The organism is Bacteroidota bacterium, assembly GCA_041658205.1.
Classification (GTDB): Bacteria; Bacteroidota; Ignavibacteria; order UBA10030; family UBA8401; genus UBA8401.
In genome coordinates, this window is sequence record JBBAAO010000001.1 from 1 (window position 1) to 18,047 (window position 18,047).

General features: G+C 41.4%; 15 protein-coding genes, 1 tRNA gene, 2 rRNA genes and 1 other RNA gene. 15 read left to right on the forward strand and 4 right to left on the reverse strand.

The window, feature by feature from the left end; genetic code table 11:
• The 7 genes from WDA22_00005 to ffs all read left to right on the forward strand — a co-directional run.
• Nucleotides 1-406 (forward strand): 23S ribosomal RNA (locus WDA22_00005); the annotation flags it as partial.
• A gap of 83 nt (nt 407-489) precedes the next feature.
• Nucleotides 490-606: ribosomal RNA gene (rrf, locus tag WDA22_00010) — 5S ribosomal RNA — on the forward strand.
• Nucleotides 607-890: 284 nt separating this feature from the next.
• Nucleotides 891-1,850 carry a GDP-mannose 4,6-dehydratase gene (locus WDA22_00015; protein MFA5831835.1) on the forward strand — a complete coding sequence of 320 codons (960 nt, stop codon included), beginning with the start codon at nt 891-893 and terminating at the stop codon, nt 1,848-1,850.
• 2 nt (nt 1,851-1,852) lie between these two features.
• Nucleotides 1,853-2,896, forward strand: coding sequence for a GDP-mannose 4,6-dehydratase (gene gmd, locus WDA22_00020; GenBank protein MFA5831836.1), 1,044 nt, complete (start codon nt 1,853-1,855; stop codon nt 2,894-2,896).
• A gap of 130 nt (nt 2,897-3,026) precedes the next feature.
• Nucleotides 3,027-3,959: a GDP-L-fucose synthase gene (locus tag WDA22_00025; GenBank protein ID MFA5831837.1), complete on the forward strand. Its 933-nt coding sequence runs from the start codon at nt 3,027-3,029 to the stop codon at nt 3,957-3,959.
• Between the two features lie 49 nt (nt 3,960-4,008).
• Nucleotides 4,009-4,082: transfer RNA gene (locus WDA22_00030), tRNA-Ala, on the forward strand.
• 87 nt (nt 4,083-4,169) lie between these two features.
• An RNA gene (ffs, locus tag WDA22_00035) (signal recognition particle sRNA small type) lies at nt 4,170-4,267 on the forward strand.
• A 183-nt stretch (nt 4,268-4,450) separates the two neighbouring features.
• On the opposite strand, the gene WDA22_00040 is transcribed toward ffs, so the two are convergent.
• The 3 genes from WDA22_00040 to WDA22_00050 are packed head-to-tail and all read right to left on the reverse strand — an operon-like array spanning nt 4,451 to nt 6,436.
• On the reverse strand, nt 4,451-5,011 hold the full coding sequence (locus tag WDA22_00040; protein MFA5831838.1) for a TlpA disulfide reductase family protein: 561 nt from the start codon (nt 5,009-5,011) through the stop codon (nt 4,451-4,453).
• Entirely contained in the window at nt 5,011-5,820 is an 810-nt protein-coding gene (locus WDA22_00045; protein MFA5831839.1) for a hypothetical protein, read from the reverse strand. Before WDA22_00045 ends, WDA22_00040 begins: the two co-directional genes overlap by 1 nt.
• Nucleotides 5,821-5,839: 19 nt before the next feature.
• Entirely contained in the window at nt 5,840-6,436 is a 597-nt protein-coding gene (locus tag WDA22_00050) for a sigma-70 family RNA polymerase sigma factor (protein MFA5831840.1), read from the reverse strand.
• Between the two features lie 211 nt (nt 6,437-6,647).
• Between WDA22_00050 and WDA22_00055 the strand changes: the two genes are divergently transcribed.
• The 8 genes from WDA22_00055 (at nt 6,648) to WDA22_00090 (ending at nt 16,840) form a co-directional block, all read left to right on the forward strand.
• A complete protein-coding gene (locus WDA22_00055) occupies nt 6,648-8,894 on the forward strand; it encodes a bifunctional YncE family protein/alkaline phosphatase family protein (GenBank protein MFA5831841.1) in 2,247 nt (748 codons plus the stop codon).
• 7 nt (nt 8,895-8,901) lie between these two features.
• On the forward strand, nt 8,902-10,041 hold the full coding sequence (locus WDA22_00060; protein MFA5831842.1) for a Re/Si-specific NAD(P)(+) transhydrogenase subunit alpha: 1,140 nt from the start codon (nt 8,902-8,904) through the stop codon (nt 10,039-10,041).
• A gap of 63 nt (nt 10,042-10,104) precedes the next feature.
• The gene (locus WDA22_00065) at nt 10,105-10,401 is read left to right on the forward strand and encodes an NAD(P) transhydrogenase subunit alpha (protein MFA5831843.1); all 297 of its coding nucleotides are present in this window, start codon (nt 10,105-10,107) and stop codon (nt 10,399-10,401) included.
• On the forward strand, nt 10,398-11,777 hold the full coding sequence (locus WDA22_00070) for an NAD(P)(+) transhydrogenase (Re/Si-specific) subunit beta (GenBank protein ID MFA5831844.1): 1,380 nt from the start codon (nt 10,398-10,400) through the stop codon (nt 11,775-11,777). The genes WDA22_00065 and WDA22_00070 overlap by 4 nt, the downstream gene beginning before the upstream one ends.
• 110 nt (nt 11,778-11,887) lie before the next feature.
• Nucleotides 11,888-12,706, forward strand: coding sequence for a class I SAM-dependent methyltransferase (locus WDA22_00075; GenBank protein ID MFA5831845.1), 819 nt, complete (start codon nt 11,888-11,890; stop codon nt 12,704-12,706).
• 299 nt (nt 12,707-13,005) lie between these two features.
• Nucleotides 13,006-14,559, forward strand: a complete 1,554-nt coding sequence (locus tag WDA22_00080) for a family 10 glycosylhydrolase (protein MFA5831846.1) — start codon at nt 13,006-13,008, stop codon at nt 14,557-14,559.
• A complete protein-coding gene (locus WDA22_00085; protein ID MFA5831847.1) occupies nt 14,560-16,236 on the forward strand; it encodes an endonuclease in 1,677 nt (558 codons plus the stop codon).
• Between the two features lie 103 nt (nt 16,237-16,339).
• On the forward strand, nt 16,340-16,840 hold the full coding sequence (locus WDA22_00090; GenBank protein ID MFA5831848.1) for an HXXEE domain-containing protein: 501 nt from the start codon (nt 16,340-16,342) through the stop codon (nt 16,838-16,840).
• Here WDA22_00090 and WDA22_00095 read toward each other — a convergent pair whose 3' ends face one another.
• A complete protein-coding gene (locus WDA22_00095; protein ID MFA5831849.1) occupies nt 16,841-17,974 on the reverse strand; it encodes a glycoside hydrolase family 76 protein in 1,134 nt (377 codons plus the stop codon).
• Nucleotides 17,975-18,047 lie beyond the last annotated feature (73 nt).

Consider the following 18,047-nt stretch of genomic DNA (forward strand, 5'->3'; position numbering starts at 1 on the left):
GCACCTCGATGTCGGTTCATCGCATCCTGGGGCTGGAGAAGGTCCCAAGGGTTTGGCTGTTCGCCAATTAAAGCGGTACGTGAACTGGGTTCAGAACGTCGTGAGACAGTTCGGTCCCTATCCTATGCGGGCGCAGGAAATTTGAGGAGTCTCGTTCTTAGTACGAGAGGACCGGAATGAACGGACCGACGGTGAATCTGTTGTCACGCCAGTGGCATTGCAGAGTAGCCACGTCCGGATGGGATAAGCACTGAAAGCATCTAAGTGCGAAACCCGCTCCAAGATAAGATTTCCCTGGGGTTTACCCCCTAAAGAATCCAAGGAGATGACTTGGTTGATAGGCTACAGATATAAATACAGTAATGTATGAGTCGAGTAGTACTAATAATTCGTGAGACTTGCCAATTCTTTTTTGAATACACATATCTTGTGCATCAATAAACTTATAAGATCAAACATATGCGCTTCTTTTCATTTTGAATTTTTAATTCAGGTGTTTTTGTCGCGGGTGTTACACCTCTTCCCATTCCGAACAGAGAAGTTAAGCCCCGCCGAGCCGATGGTACTACATGGGTAACTGTGTGGAAGAGTAGGTCGATGCCTGATTTAATTTACAAATCCCGTATACGCAAGTGTGCGGGATTTTTTATTTTAAATGTATCTCATACAAAGAACAATTACCAATTACAAGATTATCATATTCACAAGATTTTCAAAATTGTGTGATTGTAAATCATGATACCGACGTCTGAATTCTGAAATCTAATATCTGATATCTAAAATCTAACATCTCGTCATCTTGTCATCTCAACTACTTTTCATTTTTATTCAGACGAGAAAATTTGTATCTTCCAAAAATTATTTATCACCACCATCCTAAACGTTTACACATGAAAGTACTTATTACCGGCATCGGCGGATTTGCAGGAAGCCATCTGGCAGATTATATTGCTGCGAATACCAGCGCAGAAATTTTTGGCATCCTCCGCGATTTGGAAAAGAATGACAATCTTCGTCAGCTGAACGGCAACGTCCAACTTTCCACATGCGAGATTACGGATTTCCAATCCATCTTTAAAGTGATTAAAGAAATCAAGCCGGATGTTATTTTCCACGTTGCCGGGCAAGCGTTTGTTCCGAGTTCATTTGAACACGCTGCAGAAACATTTAAGACAAATGTGATCGGTACGATTAATATTTTTGAAGCGGTGAAGGCAAGCGAAATTTCTCCCCGTATTATCGTCGTCACATCGGGCGAAGTCTATGGCGAAACATTCGGATTACCAATGCTCCATACGGAACAGTCAATTCCACAGCCGGTAAATCCATATGCTGCGAGCAAAACGAGCGTTGACTATATTGCTCAAACGTATAAAAAATATGAAGGGCTTAATATTGTTATTGCCCGTCCCTTCAATCACACCGGTCCCCGTCAAAAGCCGAATTTCGTCTGCTCTTCACTAGCAAAACAGATCGTCACGATCCAAAAATCAAAAGCCCCAAAAATATTACGGGTTGGAAATATTAAAGCACGCCGCGATTTTACCGACGTTCGGGATATTGCACGTGGTTATTGGATGTTATCGGAAATTGACAATAAGCATAATTATATTTTTAATTTGTGTTCCGGGAAGATCTTTGCAATTGAAGAGATCATAAAATTATATGAAGAAATTCTTGGAGAAAAATTTGAATTGAATGTTGAACCAAAACGCCTGCGTGGTTATGATATTCAATTGCTTGCCGGCAATGCAAGTGCCATCAATCACTCGATTGGGTGGAAGGCAGAAATTCCGCTGAAAAAAACATTAACCGATCTTTTAGAATATTGGAATCATAAGGAAAACTAATCATGGCAAAGGTAGCATTACTCACAGGAATCACAGGACAAGACGGATCATATTTAGCAGAGTTGCTTCTTGAAAAAGGATACGAAGTCCATGGGATGATCCGCCGGAGTAGTTCGTTCAATACCGGTCGCATCGACCATATCTATAATGATCCGAAATTTGCCGGGTCAAAATTTTTTCTGCATTACGGCGATGTAACCGATACGAGCAACATTAACCGTTTGCTGGAAAAGATCGAGCCGCATGAGATCTATAACCTTGCCGCACAGAGCCATGTGAAAGTATCCTTTGAAGTGCCGGAATACACAGCCGAAGTTGACGCAGTAGGAACACTTCGATTCCTTGACGCAATCCGTGAAACAGGAATTACCACAAAATTTTACCAAGCTTCCACGAGTGAGCTTTACGGAAAAGTTCAAGAAATTCCACAAACAGAAAAAACTCCATTCTATCCAAGAAGTCCATACGGTGTTGCCAAATTATATGGATACTGGATCATAGTGAACTACCGTGAAGCGTATAACATCTTTGCCTGCAACGGTATTTTGTTTAATCATGAATCTCCCCGTCGCGGAGAGACCTTTGTAACACGAAAGATTACGATGGCAGCGGCAAAGATTAAACTTGGTCTTCAGGATACATTGACCCTTGGTAACTTAAACTCAAAGCGTGACTGGGGATTTGCGAAAGAGTACGTTGAAGGAATGTGGAGGATGCTCCAACTTGATAAACCGGAAGATTTTGTTTTAGCAACCGGGGAAACCCATGAAGTTCGAAAGTTTGTGGAGGCTGCATTCAATGAGCTTGGAATAGAACTTCGCTGGGAAGGTGCAGCAGAGAATGAAAAAGGAATTGATAAGAAAACAGGTAAGGTATTGGTTTCAGTAGATCCTAAATACTATCGTCCAACTGAAGTAGACCTGTTGATCGGTGATGCTTCAAAAGCAAAGCAGAAGCTGGGATGGGAAGCGACGACAAAATTTGCTGATCTTGCCCGCTTAATGGCCAAAGCAGATTATGAACTGGTGAAAAAACGGGGATATTAAAACCGTCACACAAAGACACAAAGGAAAAAGTATTGCGAACCTCCAGTTTGCGGCATCTTTTTCTTAAAAGTAAATCTCGCAGTTTTTTAATTCTTTGTGCCTTTATGTGATGCTATTAAAACTTTGATCAATGGATAAAAACTCAAAAATATATATAGCCGGCCATAGAGGATTAGTAGGATCTGCAATCCTTCGTCTTCTTCAAGAACGAGGATATTCGAACCTGCTCTATAAAACGCACACAGAGCTTGACTTAACTGATCAAGCTGAAGTAAAAGAGTTCTTTGAACAGGAAAAACCGGAGTATGTATTTCTTGCTGCTGCAAGAGTTGGCGGAATCCATGCGAACAATTCGTATCCAGCGGAGTTTATCTATGAGAATCTTGCCGTGCAAAACAATGTGATTCATTTTTCATACTTGAACGGCGCGAAAAAACTTTGCTTCCTTGGCAGTTCATGTATTTATCCAAAGCTGGCTCCTCAGCCGATGAAAGAAGACTACTTACTGGATGGTAAACTTGAACCGACCAATGAGCCGTATGCTATAGCTAAGATTGCCGGGATTGAGATGGCGAAATCATACAACCGCCAATACGGAACGAATTATATCTCTGTAATGCCGACGAATCTGTACGGACCAAACGATAATTTTGATCTTCAAAATTCCCATGTGTTGCCAGCATTGATCAGAAAATTTGTCGAAGCCAAAGAAAAAAATCACCCATCAGTAGTATTATGGGGTTCCGGAAAACCCCGGCGCGAGTTCTTGTATGTTGATGATATGGCCGATGCGTGTATCTTTTTAATGAACACGTATGATGGCAATGAGTTTGTGAATATCGGCACCGGTGAAGATGTGACAATTCTTGAAGTTGCCCAACTGATCAAAGAAATTGTTGGTTATCAAGGCGTATTGGAGTTTGACGCAACAAAACCGGACGGGACACCGAGAAAATTGTTGGATGTTTCCCGAATCAATGCGCTCGGATGGAAAGCAACAGTGTCGTTGAAGGATGGATTAGTAAAAGCGATTGATTGGTACAAAAAAAATAGAGAAATGTAAAGCAGATTTGAACTCTCTCACAATTTTTCGTATCTTTGATACAAGAATTGGGGCTGTAGCTCAGTTTGGGAGAGCGATTCGTTCGCAACGAATAGGTCGTCGGTTCGATCCCGATCAGCTCCACAGTAAAGCTCAAAAGAATTCTGCGCCGTAGACGCTTCCGCATTTGGCGGAGATCCCGATCAGCTCCACTACGATAGTTTTAGAAATTGCCAAGCCCTGTACAACTTTATATTAGACAATCCTGCCAGGTCCGGAAGGAAGCAACAGCCTCTAATGGAGAGTGTGATGCAGTAAGCTTGGCTTTTTTATTATCTCTCTTGTAGAAACTAATACTAAAAGTTAGACAATCCTGCCAGTCCGGCCTACGGTTCGTAGAGTCTACGACTCGTAGAGAAGGAAGCAACAGCCTCTAATGGAGAGTGTGATGCAGCCCAAAGGGTCATAGATAAGCTTGGCTTTTTTATTTTAATGAAAAAATAAAAAGGGGATTAAAGAATTGATTTGAGTTCCTGAGCAAACTTCTCCTTCGATTGCATGCCAATCATCTTTTTTACGATCTTTCCACTTCTATCAATATAAAATGTTGTGGGATATCCCCTCAATCCTCCAAAGGCCTCTTCAAGATTTCCGTTATCTATCACGATAGGATATGTCACCTGATATTTTTTGACAAACTCTGAGACAAGATCCATTGCATCGTCACCCCGATCAGCTGAGATACCGATAAATGCTATACCTTGTGACGCATATTCTTTACTTAGCTCTACAAGGTCTGGAGTTTCTCTAACGCACGGTCCACACCACGTCGCCCAGAAATTAACAAGGACAGCTTTTCCTTTAGAATATTCAACAAATGAAACCTGTTTTCCATCTTGATTGTACCATGTAAAGTCTGGTGCCTGCTCGCCATTAGGCTGTTTATTGGTCAACAAGAGAGAGACATTTTCCCTGTATTGAGAGGAGGCTTGTTGATTATTGGACTGTTGTTCGGTTTTTGATTGGCAGCTAAGCAGTGATAGTGCGAAGAGTGCGGTGATAACATAATTCATTACTTCAATTCCTTTTCGGTAAGGAGTGCGATCATTTCATCTTTTTTCATTCCGCTGACCGCGGAGCAGAGTGTGTTTTTATAACGCCACATTACCAGCGTCATGTTATTAGCAAGCTCTCGAACATACCAATCTGTTTTCTTCAGTTCCTCTCGAGCATCATTCGGTAATCCGATGGTCGTTCCATCCATTGCATCACTCATGGATGCTTGATAGATATAGATAATATTTTTTTCGTCAACCTGATAGATAACATGGGCAAGTTTCACTCCGTCAATCTCCGATAACCTACCGGCGCAGGAACTGCACCCTTTCATCTTCGGAACATTCACATCGAACCCAACTTCTTTTGCTAAAAATGAACGGACGGCATCTTCTGTGCTGACAAGCTGCGGTTTAATCGATCCGCCGATTACTGCTTGATAATTTTTTAATGATTGCGAAATGATATTTGCTTCATCCGCCATTCCAGGAGTAGAAGGAATGAATAATGAATAGATCCCAATCGCTACCACAGCAACAGCCACAAGCGCTATTGCCGGATTCAATTGGAAGCCGAAGAGTTTCCTAAACCAGGAACTATTCGAAGAATTCAATGTAGCATTGATAATAGAGTAATATACTTCGGACGGGACGCTTTGGCGTTGTAATTTTGAATGGACAACATTCTTTGTTGCCTGCATTGACTTGAATTCAAAATTGCAATGAGGGCATACGTGCGCATGCTGCATTAATTCGTTTGTTCGTTCGTCGGACAAACGTTGATCAACAATTTCGCATACACATTCTTTAAATTCACTGCATTTCACTGGAGCACCTTTGTTTCAATTAATCATTCGCCTCTTTTTTGATGAAGCCGCGTTTTTTTGCATAATCGTATAATCTGGCGTACAACAGTTTCCTTCCCCGATGCAATCTAGACCGAACCGTACCAACAGGAATTTGAAGGAATTCTGCGATCTCTTCGTATGCCAATCCTTCAATATCACAAAGAATCACTACTGTTCGAAATTCTTCCGGCAACAATTCCAGTGCTTTTGAAACGTCATCATCGAGTAACTGACCGAATATTTTTTCCTGAAGATCGTTGTCATCGCTGTTTTGGTCGCGGATGAGATTGTAATATCCTTCAATCTCATCATAATCAACTTTATCCGGTTCTTTGGCTTCTTTCCGGTAAAGGTTGATGTATGTATTTTTCATAATCCTAAACAACCAGGCCCGTAAGTTCGTTCCTTGTTCAAACTTGTCCCAAAAACGGTACGCCTTTAAAAAAGTCTCCTGCAATAAGTCGCTGGCATCTTCTTTGTTTCCCGTCATTCGAATACCATAATTATACAGTACTTCCATGTGAGGGAGTGTTTGTTGCTCAAATTCCTTGTGACGAGGATCTTGATGTATGACTGTGGAGAAGATTGGAAACATTCGTTCGTTTGACCACTGGCCTGCGCAGACGCTTTGAAAACAGCGGCGATAGGCGTGCAAGTTCCGTTGATGTGATTGAAAATACTCAGCAATAACTTACCAAAATCTCCGCTGACTTTCAACCGATCCCATTTTTAGACCTCAATCTTCACCTTGCTCACAGCGGAGAAGATTGCTATATTAGCACTATCTTTTAAAACGTATTGGTTCAATGAAACAACTCTTTCTCAGTGTATTGTGTCTCTTCCTTTGTGGTTGTACTTCATATACTTCACAGAAACAATCGACGCAAAATGATCATGCCAGTAATCGTTGGCTTCCGAACGGACATTTCCTTACTCCCGCCGGTACATCAATATCAACCGGCGAGTTTCCTCTTGGAATGGCTCTCTCTCCCGATAAAAAATCACTTGTTGTTGTGAATAGCGGTTACTATCAGCAAACACTCTCTATAGTGAATGTTACAAATCGTTCAATTATGCAAACACTTCCGATTCGAAAATCCTGGATGGGAGCTGCGTGGGGACCCTACGGAGATTATTTTTTTGTAACGGCAGGAAATGATAACAAGGTGTATCGATATGGTTTTCATAACGATTCTGCATGGTATCTGAATTCCATTAAGCTGGCTGAAGAAGCACCCGCAGCATTTATATCGCCAACCGGATTGGCAATCACTTCCGAAGGGGATAAAATTTATACTGTATCACGAATAACGCCAGCATTATATAAGCTTGATGCCTATAGCAATACCATTGAAAAAACATTGGAATTTTCATCACCACTCTATTCATGTGTACTTGATGAAGTGCGAAAACTTATATACGTGAGCGAGTGGGGAAGTGCAAAGGTTGCTGTTGTTCATGCTGATGACCTTGTCAGTATAAAAGAGATTGAAGTTGGGAATCATCCTTCGGCGATGGTGATGAACAAGAAGGGAACGCATCTTTTTGTATCGAACTCCGGAGAAAATAACGTTTCAGTGATCAATCTGCAAACACTTCTTGTTGAGGAAATTATTGATGTAGCATTGAAAGTTGGTTCACCCATAGGATCCACTCCAAACGCACTAGCGATGGGACAAGGGGATTCCACATTGTATGTTGCTCTTGCAGATAATAACGCAGTTGCAGTTGTAAAAATTGTGACAATTGGAAAAAGTGTTGTAAAAGGGTTTATTCCTGTTGGATGGTATCCAACGGCAATTGAATGTGCTGATTCTGTTCTGATTGTGGCGAATGGACGAGGAGAGACTTCAGGGAAAAATTTAAACAAAGAGAACGTGTTTGAATATCTCAAAGGAACGCTGTCATTTATACCGGTTCCCTCTGATAAGGAGTTAGAGGAATATACCTCTGCGGTTTTGTCGAACAATCCTTATACGCGTGAACAATCTTTTTCTGATTGGAATGCAGATAATCCAATACCTCACTCTGTTGCTGATAGTAAGAAATCTCCAATCAAATATCTATTCTATGTCATAAAAGAAATGCGTTCATATGATGATCTCTTCGGAGACATGATTATTGGAAACGGTGATACATTATTTGCAAAATACGGCAAGAATGTTGTTCCCAATCATCAATCGCTTGCGGAAGAGTTTGTCCTTTTTGACAATTTCTATGCGAATGGTCAGAACAGTGTCAACGGAATGCAATGGAGTGTCGGCGCTTACTCTACCGATTATACGGAAAAAACTGTTCCGACATTATTCGGACGAAGAGGGGGAGTTTATAATTATGAGCATGATGGAATTGCTTCGCCGAAAAGTGGATATCTCTGGGACGCCGCTAAAAAAATTAATCTCACGGTGAGAAATTATGGAATGTTCATCGACGAAGAGGCATCCACGCGCGGAGAAATTATTCCACTCGCAAAAAGATTATTCAATATTACGTCTCCTATTTACCGAGGATGGGATTTGAACTACAGTGATACATCGAGAATTGCAGCGTGGATGAAAGAATTCGATAATTATGAAAGAGGGGATTCACTTCCACGGCTATCGTTGATCAGACTTCCAAATGACCATACGAATGGCAGGGTCAGCAGAATCAAATCGCAAAATGCATTTGTAGCGGATAATGATCTTGCATTAGGAAAATTGGTTGAGAGGATTTCTCATAGCAAGTATTGGAAAGAGTCTGCTATCTTTGTACTGGAAAGCAGTGCCAATGGCGGTTCTGATCATGTCGATGCACACCGTTCAGCAATGTTTATTATCAGTCCCTATAGTAAAAGAAAATTCGTGGATAGCAGACATTATACAACAACATCAGTGTTGAAGACAATCGAATTGATTCTGGGAATTCCTCCAATGACGCAGCACGATGCAGGTGCCGTTCCATTGTATCGTTCCTTCCAATCGGTTCCGGATACAACTGCTTATAGTGTTAAAAAGAATATTGTACCATTAAATGAATTAACCACAGTCTCACCCCAAAATTTACAAAAGTGAAAACATTATGATTATATCTATCCCAAAAGAGAATTCGGCTGTTGAAACGCGTGTACCGGTTTTGCCGTTGACAGTCGAAAAATTGGTGAAAAAAGGGGCGAAAATCCATGTTGAAGCAGGGATTGGAGCATCTTTAGGCATCACCGATGAAGAGTATAAAAAAGCCGGAGCATCAATTGAAAAGAATCGAAAGAAGCTGTTTGCATCAGGCGATATTGTGTTACGTCTGCGTAAGCCGGAATCAAAAGAGTTAGCATTGCTTAAAAAAGGAGCGATCCATATTAGTTATCTTGATCCGTTTAACGAATCAAAACTGATAACTGAAATTGCAAAGAAAAATATCTCTGCGATTTCCATGGAAATGATTCCCCGTTCAACACGTGCACAAAAGATGGATGCGTTAAGTTCACAAGCAAGCTTGGCGGGATATGCTGCGGTGATTGTTGCTGCGAATCATATCCAGAAAATTTTCCCGATGATGATGACGCCGGCAGGAACGATCCAGCCTTCCAAAGTCTTTATCATTGGTGCAGGCGTTGCTGGACTTCAGGCAATTGCTACAGCAAAACGCCTTGGTGCAAAGGTTGACGCTTTCGATACACGTCCTGTTGCAAAGAACGATGTATTATCACTCGGAGCAAAATTTGTGGAAGTTGATCTTGGCGAAACTGGCCAAACTGCACAGGGATATGCAAAGGCGTTGACAGAAGAGCAGTTGAAGAAACAGCGCGATGTGATGAAACAATATTGTGCGCAAGCAGATGTTGTGATTACCACGGCGCAAGTGTTTGGAAGAAAAGCACCCGTCATAGTCACAAAAGAAATGGTCGGAGCAATGAAACCGGGAAGTGTGATTGTCGATCTTGCTGTAGAAACGGGAGGTAATGTTGAAGGGGCGGTCGCCGGAAAAATTGTTGAGAAAAACGGAGTGAAGATCATCGGAATAAAAAACATGCCGGCACGAGTTGCCATGAATGCCAGTCTGATGTATTCCAACAACCTGTTTAACCTGTTGGATGAATTCTGGAATAAAGAGACAAAGCAGTTCGATCTGAAATTAGATGATGATATCATTAAGAGCTGTTTAATTACCCACGGAGGAAAGATCGTTCATCCGAACTTTATTCCTAAAAAAAATGAGAAATAATAATTACATATTGTGCCGTCTACTCGGCGTAGAATATTTTGAGATTTACTTTAAGGAGACAACATGCAAATAGAACTTATCTACATTCTCATCCTGGCAGGATTTGTCGGGTTTGAGATCATTAAGAAAGTAACACCCACGCTTCATACACCGTTGATGTCTGCGACAAATGCCATCTCCGGTATTTCACTTGTCGGTTCACTCGTTGTCGCTGGTGTTGCCGGTGGGGGTGAGCATTCCGATATCAGTCACCTTCTGGGATTTGTCGCTGTTACCGCTGCGACGATCAACGTAGTCGGCGGATTCATGATCACGGAGCGCATGTTGAAGATGTTCAAGAAGAAGGAGAGAAAGTCATGAATTATTATATGGAACTTGTTTACCTCGCTTCTTCAGTTCTCTTCATCATGGGTCTTAAAGGACTCAGCCACCCAGAATCGGCACGACGCGGAATGCATCTTGCAGAAATTGGTATGTTTATGGCCGTTGTGGGAACACTTGTTAGCGGGAAAATTATTACGTGGGAATGGATCATCGCAGGAATTGCAATCGGTTCGGTGATCGGAGCGGCGATGTCCATCTTCATGCCTATGACAGCCATGCCGCAGCGAATTGCACTTTCGCATGCTTTTGGTGCGCTTGCCGCAGTGTTAGTTGGAATAAACGAATATATAGAAAAAAGTTATCATGGAGAAATCACTAACGGACTGATGAGTGCGTTGGGGTTTGAGGTTCTCTTTGGCGCATTAACCGTTACCGGAAGCTTAATGGCGTTTGGAAAATTGAACGAAATGATCAAAGGTGCTCCTATTACTTATAAAGGACAAAATATTGTCAATATCACTCTCTTTTTGATCACAGTGGGAATGTTTGTTTATCTTATTTTCTCACCGTATGATGCAACCGTATTCTATACGATGATTGCTTTATCATTCCTGATCGGAATTTTCATCGTTCTCCCGATTGGTGGAGCCGATATGCCAGTGGTGATCTCGTTGATGAATTCGTATGCAGGACTTGCTGCGGCTGCAACAGGTTTTGCCATTGATAATAAAGTGTTGATCATTGCCGGATCACTAGATGGTTCATCCGGTTTTATACTTTCCATAGTCATGAGTAAGGCAATGAATCGTTCATTCGCGAATGTTCTCTTTGGTGCTGTCGGAAGTCCGCAAGTGGATACGTCAAAGCTCCATGAAGATCGTCCAATTACGCGGTTTGGCATTGAGGATACGAAATTTGTTCTTGAACAGGCTGAACGTGTGGTTGTTGTCCCCGGATATGGTATGGCAGTAGCGCAAGCTCAACATACCGTTCGAGAATTGAGCGATGAGTTAGAAAAACGGGGAATTAAAGTCGATTTTGCTATCCATCCTGTCGCGGGAAGAATGCCGGGACATATGAATGTGTTACTGGCAGAGGCAAACGTTTCGTACGACCAACTCTACGAAATGGATGCAATTAATCCGACAATGGATACAGTGGATGTTTGTATTGTGATCGGAGCAAACGACGTTGTTAATCCTGCCGCCCGTACCGATAAAGGAAGTCCGATCTACGGTATGCCAATTATCAATGTGGATAAAGCGAAAACGGTGATCGTGATGAAGCGATCGATGGCGACCGGATTTGCGGGGATTGAAAATCCTCTCTTCTATGAACCGAATACGAAAATGTTATTCGGCGATGCTAAAAAAGTGATGCAGGAATTGGTTTCGGAATTTAAGAAAGGATAACGTTTTTTTATAGAGATGACCTTTCATTATCTGACATCATGGTAACTTACACAGAGTGACGACCTTCGGGTCGTCTTTCTGTTTTTAAAAACATTGAAACATTATTTCTTATGCCCCAATATAATACCGAATACCTTCTAGGAGTTAATCAGGCTGAGTTTGACCGGCTGCAGTTTCAGCACAGTGTCTGGCGTTCCAATACGAATGCATTTTTCGACAGACTCGGAGTCGGGAAAGGATGGAACTGTCTTGATGTCGGTGCGGGACCCGGTTTTGTTTCATTCGAACTTCGTGAACGCATAGGCGAAAGCGGCGCCGTCACAGCCTTGGAGCCTTCAACAATGTTTCTGGATTGGTTTGCACAGCAGATAAAAGAGAAACAGTGGAAAAATGTTCATGTCATGAACGGAACGGCAGAAGACGTTGTACTTCCTCAACAGCAGTTCGATCTGATCTTTGTGCGGTGGGTGATTGCCTTTGTTTCACAACCAGAAAAATTTTTCACGCAGCTTCTTAGCGCACTGAAACCGAACGGCATCATCGCCATTCAGGACTATTACTATGAAGGATTATCCTTGTTTCCCCGCGGAGGTGCGTTTGACGGAATGGCCGATGTTGTGCGAGCGTACTATCACACTGTCGGCGGCGATCCGTACATCACCGGAAAAATACCCGAATGGTTTAAAAAATACAATATGCAGACGATTGATTACGCTCCGCATTCAAATGCAGGAGGACCTGAGAGTCCTATCATGGAATGGGGACACCGGTTTTTCTCCACACATATTCAGCATATGGTGGACAAACACTTGATGACGCAGTCTCAAGGTGACGCAATGCTTGCCGATTGGATGGCGCATCGCACCAATCCTGACGCAATATTTTTTTCGCCAATTGTTGTGGATGTTGCAGGAAGAAAAAAAGTGTAGTTCATTCCAATGAATTGTATTCGAGGTCGCCGACCTCGAATACAAGAGATTTTGTTATCTCTAGAAGATTACAGTTTCACCATCCATCCTTATGAAAATCTGATTATATTTTTAATCTCGCCTCTATCTGCCGGACTCTATGCAGGAATGTGTGTATCGAAGGTTGGCGATCTCGTATACAAAAGCCTTTGTTACTTTCCTTTTTACATTTTGATTTGGTTAGAATCGATGGTAAATTATGATTGGAAATATTGGTTTTTTGGCGTTATTGCATTGCTGAATGTTCTTCTGGAGGTTTCATGAAAAGAATATCTGTTTTATTTATCCTAATATCATTCTATTCAATTTCATTCTTTGGTTGCAGCACTATTCGACCAATTTCAGGAACTTCTAGCCAGACAATTCCACGGGCAGAACGGGAATTTCGCGGAGTGTGGGTGGCAACCGTTGGAAATATCGATTGGCCTAGTAAACCGGGATTAACGACTGAAGAACAGCAGCGTGAAGCATTGGCAATTCTTGATACTGTTGTTGCGTTGAACATGAATGCTGTTGTATTCCAAGTTCGACCGCATTGCGATGCATTGTATGTAAGTTCGTTGGAACCATGGTCGTATTATCTTACCGGAGTCCAGGGGAAAGCACCGGATCCTTTCTATGATCCTCTCCAATTTTGGATTGATGAAGCACACAAACGGGGTATAGAACTACACGCGTGGTTCAATCCTTACCGTGCACTCTTGACTCGCGGAAATGAAATCTCAGATTCTTCAATCGTGAAGAAACGTCCTGATCTGGCAAAAAAAATTAATGATGGAATGTATTGGCTTGATCCTTCGAACAAAGAAACCCAAGATCTTTCCTATGCGGTGGTGATGGATGTGGTAAAGCGATATGATGTTGATGGAATACATTTTGACGATTATTTCTATCCATACAATGACGGAAAATTTCCTGACGATGAACAATGGGAAGCATTCAGAAAAAGAGATAGCTCCATCACACGGGAAGATTGGAGACGGTCACACGTTAATGCGTTTATTGAACGAGTGTATAAAGGAATTAAATCAGAAAAAAAGTATGTGAAATTCGGATTAAGTCCGTTTGGAATATGGCGCCCCAAAAATCCTCCTTCGATTGCCGGATATGATCAATACAATATGCTTTATGCTGACGCTCGTTTGTGGTTAAATAATGGTTGGATCGACTATTTTACGCCTCAATTATATTGGCCAATCAACCAAATCCCGCAAAGTTTTCCCGTATTGCTTGGGTGGTGGGCAAAAGAGAATACCATGCAAAGAAACCTTTGGCCCGGCATGATTATTAATAGACCGCGAGAGGAAAAGACGGCGGATGAGATTTTTAATCAGATTATGATTACGCGAGGGATTGTTTCTGATGCACCCGGTCACGTCCATTTTAGCATGAAAGCATTCATGCGGGACAGTAGTGCTATTAATGGAGTGTTGAAAAAAGGTCCATACCAGAATCAAGCAATCGTTCCACCCTCACCATGGCTTGATGATACAGCTCCATTATCACCTGTCGTCTCGTCGTCAATCACTAATGATACCCTTCATATCATTATCTCTCATAAAAATGCGAGCGATATTTTTCGGACAATTGTTTATTATCAGTATAATAAGGTGTGGAATTATTCTATTTTGAATAAATATGATAGTACATTCACTGCACCGGTTTCCAGAATTTCAAAGAAAGAATCTCGTAACCGAAACGGGGAAGTGAAGATCACGGAAACATCTGAAGTGCTCTCGGCTGTTTCGATCTCTGCAATAGACAGGCTAGGGAATGAAAGTGAAATGACAGTTCAACAATTGGAAGCGCGATAGGTGAAAATAATTATTAAAAGCATTCGTTTGTTGGTGTTGGTTTGTTTGATCGTGCCGGTAAGGATATATTCGCAATCTGTGTATACAAATCCTTCGGCAATAGTTTTTGATTCTTCATTGACATCATCGAAAGATAGTATTGCTCTGTGGATTGTCAATAGCACTGTAACTCAGATTGAAATTCCAGATATCAATATCTATAGCGATATTTTTTCCATCAAGGATACCAGTTGTATTTTAAAAGCAAAAGACAGTGTTAAGACATGGATCTATTTTTCATCGATCCATAATCTTTCCTATAATGATTTTGTTTTCATCGAAACAAATCTCAGTTCGGGTTCTGTCATTGTTCCTCTAAGCGGGACGAAAAAATATTCAGAACCACTCTACGCAACGACTCAAGGAAAATCGGGCGAACCTTTGAAGACTGTTCTCACTGCAATTGCCTCGAAAGGGCAGGTAGCGCTTGGATACACTTTTGCGCGGGATAAAATGTATGGCAATATGGACAGTAATAACGGTCTAGATTCAGTAGAATGTATTTATACAGGGCGAAAAGCTAAATTTGCAACACGGGCAGATGCAACCGCAAATAATTTCAATTGTGAGCACACCTGGCCACAAAGTAAATTCAGCAGTCTCGACCCTATGGTGTCGGATTTGAATCATCTTTTTTCCACCGATGAGGCGGCAAATGGAAAACGGAGTAATTATCCGTTTGGTGTTGTGGTCACTTCAACGTGGAACGTTGGAGGATCGAAGTATGGAACCGGATATGGCGGTCAAATTGTGTTTGAACCAAGAGACCAACATAAGGGGGATTGTGCTCGTGCGATGCTTTATTTTATCACGCGATATCCTAACAATTACGGAAGTTTTTGGGCTGAAAGTCCTTACCAGGAAGCAGTATTTCGTGATTGGAACAAACGATTCCCGCCGACTCCGAAATCAAAAAAAAGAAATGATGGTGTTCAACAATTTCAAGGGAACAGGAACCCGTTTATTGATCATCCGGAATTTGTCGACCGTATTAACAATTTTGCGGGTACAGCGACCATTGTAACTGCACCGAAATTAATTGTTTCTCCAATGAAAGTTATTCATACAAATGTGATCGTAGGGAATGAGACAGGTCTTTATTTGACTTTTGCAAACTCAGGGAACGCTCCATTAAAAATAACATCGACAGTCTTTAGTAACTCATTTTATTCTTTGAGTGATTCGATCAGTAGCATTGAAATCGGCGGTACGCGAAGAATTTATCTATCCTATAAACCGACCGCTGCGACAACTGATTCGATTTCAACACTTACCGTAACATATAACGATGGTGTTTCGACAAAGAGCGTCATTGTTTCGTTCACAGTCATCGTGGCACCAATGAGCGTATCGAAACTACGCACAACTGTACCGAATCAGCTCTTGCTAGAACAGAATTATCCGAACCCATTTAATCCATCGACAGTCATTAACTTTCGGACGCGAACAACAAGTTATGTTGCTTTAAAAATTTACAACGTTGCAGGAAAAGAAATAACAACACTGGTAAGTAGAGTTTTAGACGCAGGGTATTATTCTACAACATTTGATGCTTCGAAAATGCCGAGTGGAACATATTTTGCACAGCTACAATGTGAAGGGATAATACAAATAAAAAAGATGTCATTATTAAAATGAAATCAGTGTAGCTCAACAATCTTTGTATCTCAGATATTTCATCCGCCTCATGGAACACAAGACACTTCGAAATCCTTCATGGAAATCCACCGATATAAAAAGAATGTGTTTGCTTATCCCAATCATTCTTGTGTTTCACAATATGGAAGAAGCGTTAACAATGCCTCAGTGGATGTCCGTGCACCTTCCGATGCTGAGAGAAAAAATCTGGTTGCTTGAACATTTGCAGTTTTCGACAAAGCAGCTCTATATTTCTCTCGCACAAGTAACGCTCATTCCTCTTCTATTCTTATTCTATTGTTTGAAGGGAGAATTAACGGAACGAAAAATATTCGCAATGGTAATTCTGCTCTCGATCATTTTTTGGAATGCATTGATGCCGCATTTCAGCGGATTGTTTTTTTTAGGAATGTATAATCCAGGAGCTGTTACAGCAGTTGCGTGTAATCTTCCTTTCACCATCTATCTACTTATGAAAGTTCATAAAGAACGAATAATATCAACCAACATGCTGCGTAAAGGGATTATTATTGGATTTGCAGCCTATTTACCGCTGGTATATCTGAATCATCTCATTGCAGAAGCAATATCGATGATACGATGATTATTTTATTGATTTGACTTTATTTTGGAAATAGGTAAACACGCCAAAAGCTCGCAATGCCTGTGATTGAGCATGCACGGTTCCAACCTGATCAACACCATAACCATCTTCACCACCGTGAGGATTCCATCCGTTTCGAATTGCATGATCATATTCACGATGGAGTTGTACTATCGCTTTACCATGATTATTCGTCCAGACATGTTCTAGCATTTTCTCAATAAAGGCAGGGATCATGCTAAGCTCTTCCGGTGCAATTTCGTATGCATCCAGTAAAAAATGGACAAAAGCACCGTTGCCATCCATATGAATTTGATAACAATCAATCGAATCGATCCATTTGTTCTTCGGATCGAGAATATGTTTTGCAGAAGCAACCGCGATTGTTTTATACTTGGGATCTTTCGTTGCATGATATAACGATGTCAGTACCGATAAATAGCTTGCCGATTCCCATGGAAGTTGTTTCCCAAATGCAGCAAGTCCTCCTTTCCCTTGCCAGATTCCGTTACCACGATAAAATATTTTTTCAATTCCGGGGATTTTACCATCTCCGTTCCACACTTTAAGCGCATCATCAAGGAATCGCCGATCTCCTGTCGCTTCAAATAGCTTGCAAGCGACATTCACCATTTGATTCATATTACTATTGGTGATGATTGCTTCATTCACATTTGCGTTGGATGGATAATTATACCAGCTCCAAAATCCTTCATGATTGGAGAGCCTTCCTTCACTGCGTGCATCAACGTATCGCCGGACGGCATCGTTTACCCATTGATTCTGTTTTCGGCCGGAAAATTCCCACCAATATAATTCTGCAAGACAGATCCACGCCCGATCGTCTACCCAAGTACCATTATTCATTTGTAGTAGATCGAATTGATTGAGGTATCTCTGCAATAAAAGGGAATCATTCGTTGCTTTGAATAAATAGGCATCGCCGATAGCACCATTGGCACCTTCCCAGCCGGGAGTGTAAACATTGTAGAATTGTTTACCGACAAGGTATGATCGTTCAATCCATTTGTTATGAATACTCAGGGAATCAGAAGATGTATTTGCTGAAGATGGTTTTGGTTGATTGTTGCAGGAACAAAGAATAAAAAAAAGGGGAAGAAAAAATATTTTCATTTTTGAATTTGCAGGTTAATCACATAAACACTGAGAAAAACATAGTACTTCTACGTGAACTTTGTGTTTATGT

Excerpts from the sequence above, each read along its gene's own strand:
- WDA22_00015 (MFA5831835.1), top strand. The coding sequence starts at position 891 with ATGAAAGTACTTATTACCGGCATCGGCGGATTTGCAGGAAGCCATCTG.
- gmd (MFA5831836.1), top strand. The coding sequence starts at position 1,853 with ATGGCAAAGGTAGCATTACTCACAGGAATCACAGGACAAGACGGATCA.
- WDA22_00025 (MFA5831837.1), top strand. The coding sequence starts at position 3,027 with ATGGATAAAAACTCAAAAATATATATAGCCGGCCATAGAGGATTAGTA.
- WDA22_00040 (MFA5831838.1), bottom strand. The coding sequence starts at position 5,011 with ATGAATTATGTTATCACCGCACTCTTCGCACTATCACTGCTTAGCTGC.
- WDA22_00050 (MFA5831840.1), bottom strand. The coding sequence starts at position 6,436 with ATGTTTCCAATCTTCTCCACAGTCATACATCAAGATCCTCGTCACAAG.
- WDA22_00055 (MFA5831841.1), top strand. The coding sequence starts at position 6,648 with ATGAAACAACTCTTTCTCAGTGTATTGTGTCTCTTCCTTTGTGGTTGT.
- WDA22_00060 (MFA5831842.1), top strand. The coding sequence starts at position 8,902 with ATGATTATATCTATCCCAAAAGAGAATTCGGCTGTTGAAACGCGTGTA.
- WDA22_00065 (MFA5831843.1), top strand. The coding sequence starts at position 10,105 with ATGCAAATAGAACTTATCTACATTCTCATCCTGGCAGGATTTGTCGGG.
- WDA22_00070 (MFA5831844.1), top strand. The coding sequence starts at position 10,398 with ATGAATTATTATATGGAACTTGTTTACCTCGCTTCTTCAGTTCTCTTC.
- WDA22_00075 (MFA5831845.1), top strand. The coding sequence starts at position 11,888 with ATGCCCCAATATAATACCGAATACCTTCTAGGAGTTAATCAGGCTGAG.
- WDA22_00080 (MFA5831846.1), top strand. The coding sequence starts at position 13,006 with ATGAAAAGAATATCTGTTTTATTTATCCTAATATCATTCTATTCAATT.
- WDA22_00090 (MFA5831848.1), top strand. The coding sequence starts at position 16,340 with ATGTGTTTGCTTATCCCAATCATTCTTGTGTTTCACAATATGGAAGAA.
- WDA22_00095 (MFA5831849.1), bottom strand. The coding sequence starts at position 17,974 with ATGAAAATATTTTTTCTTCCCCTTTTTTTTATTCTTTGTTCCTGCAAC.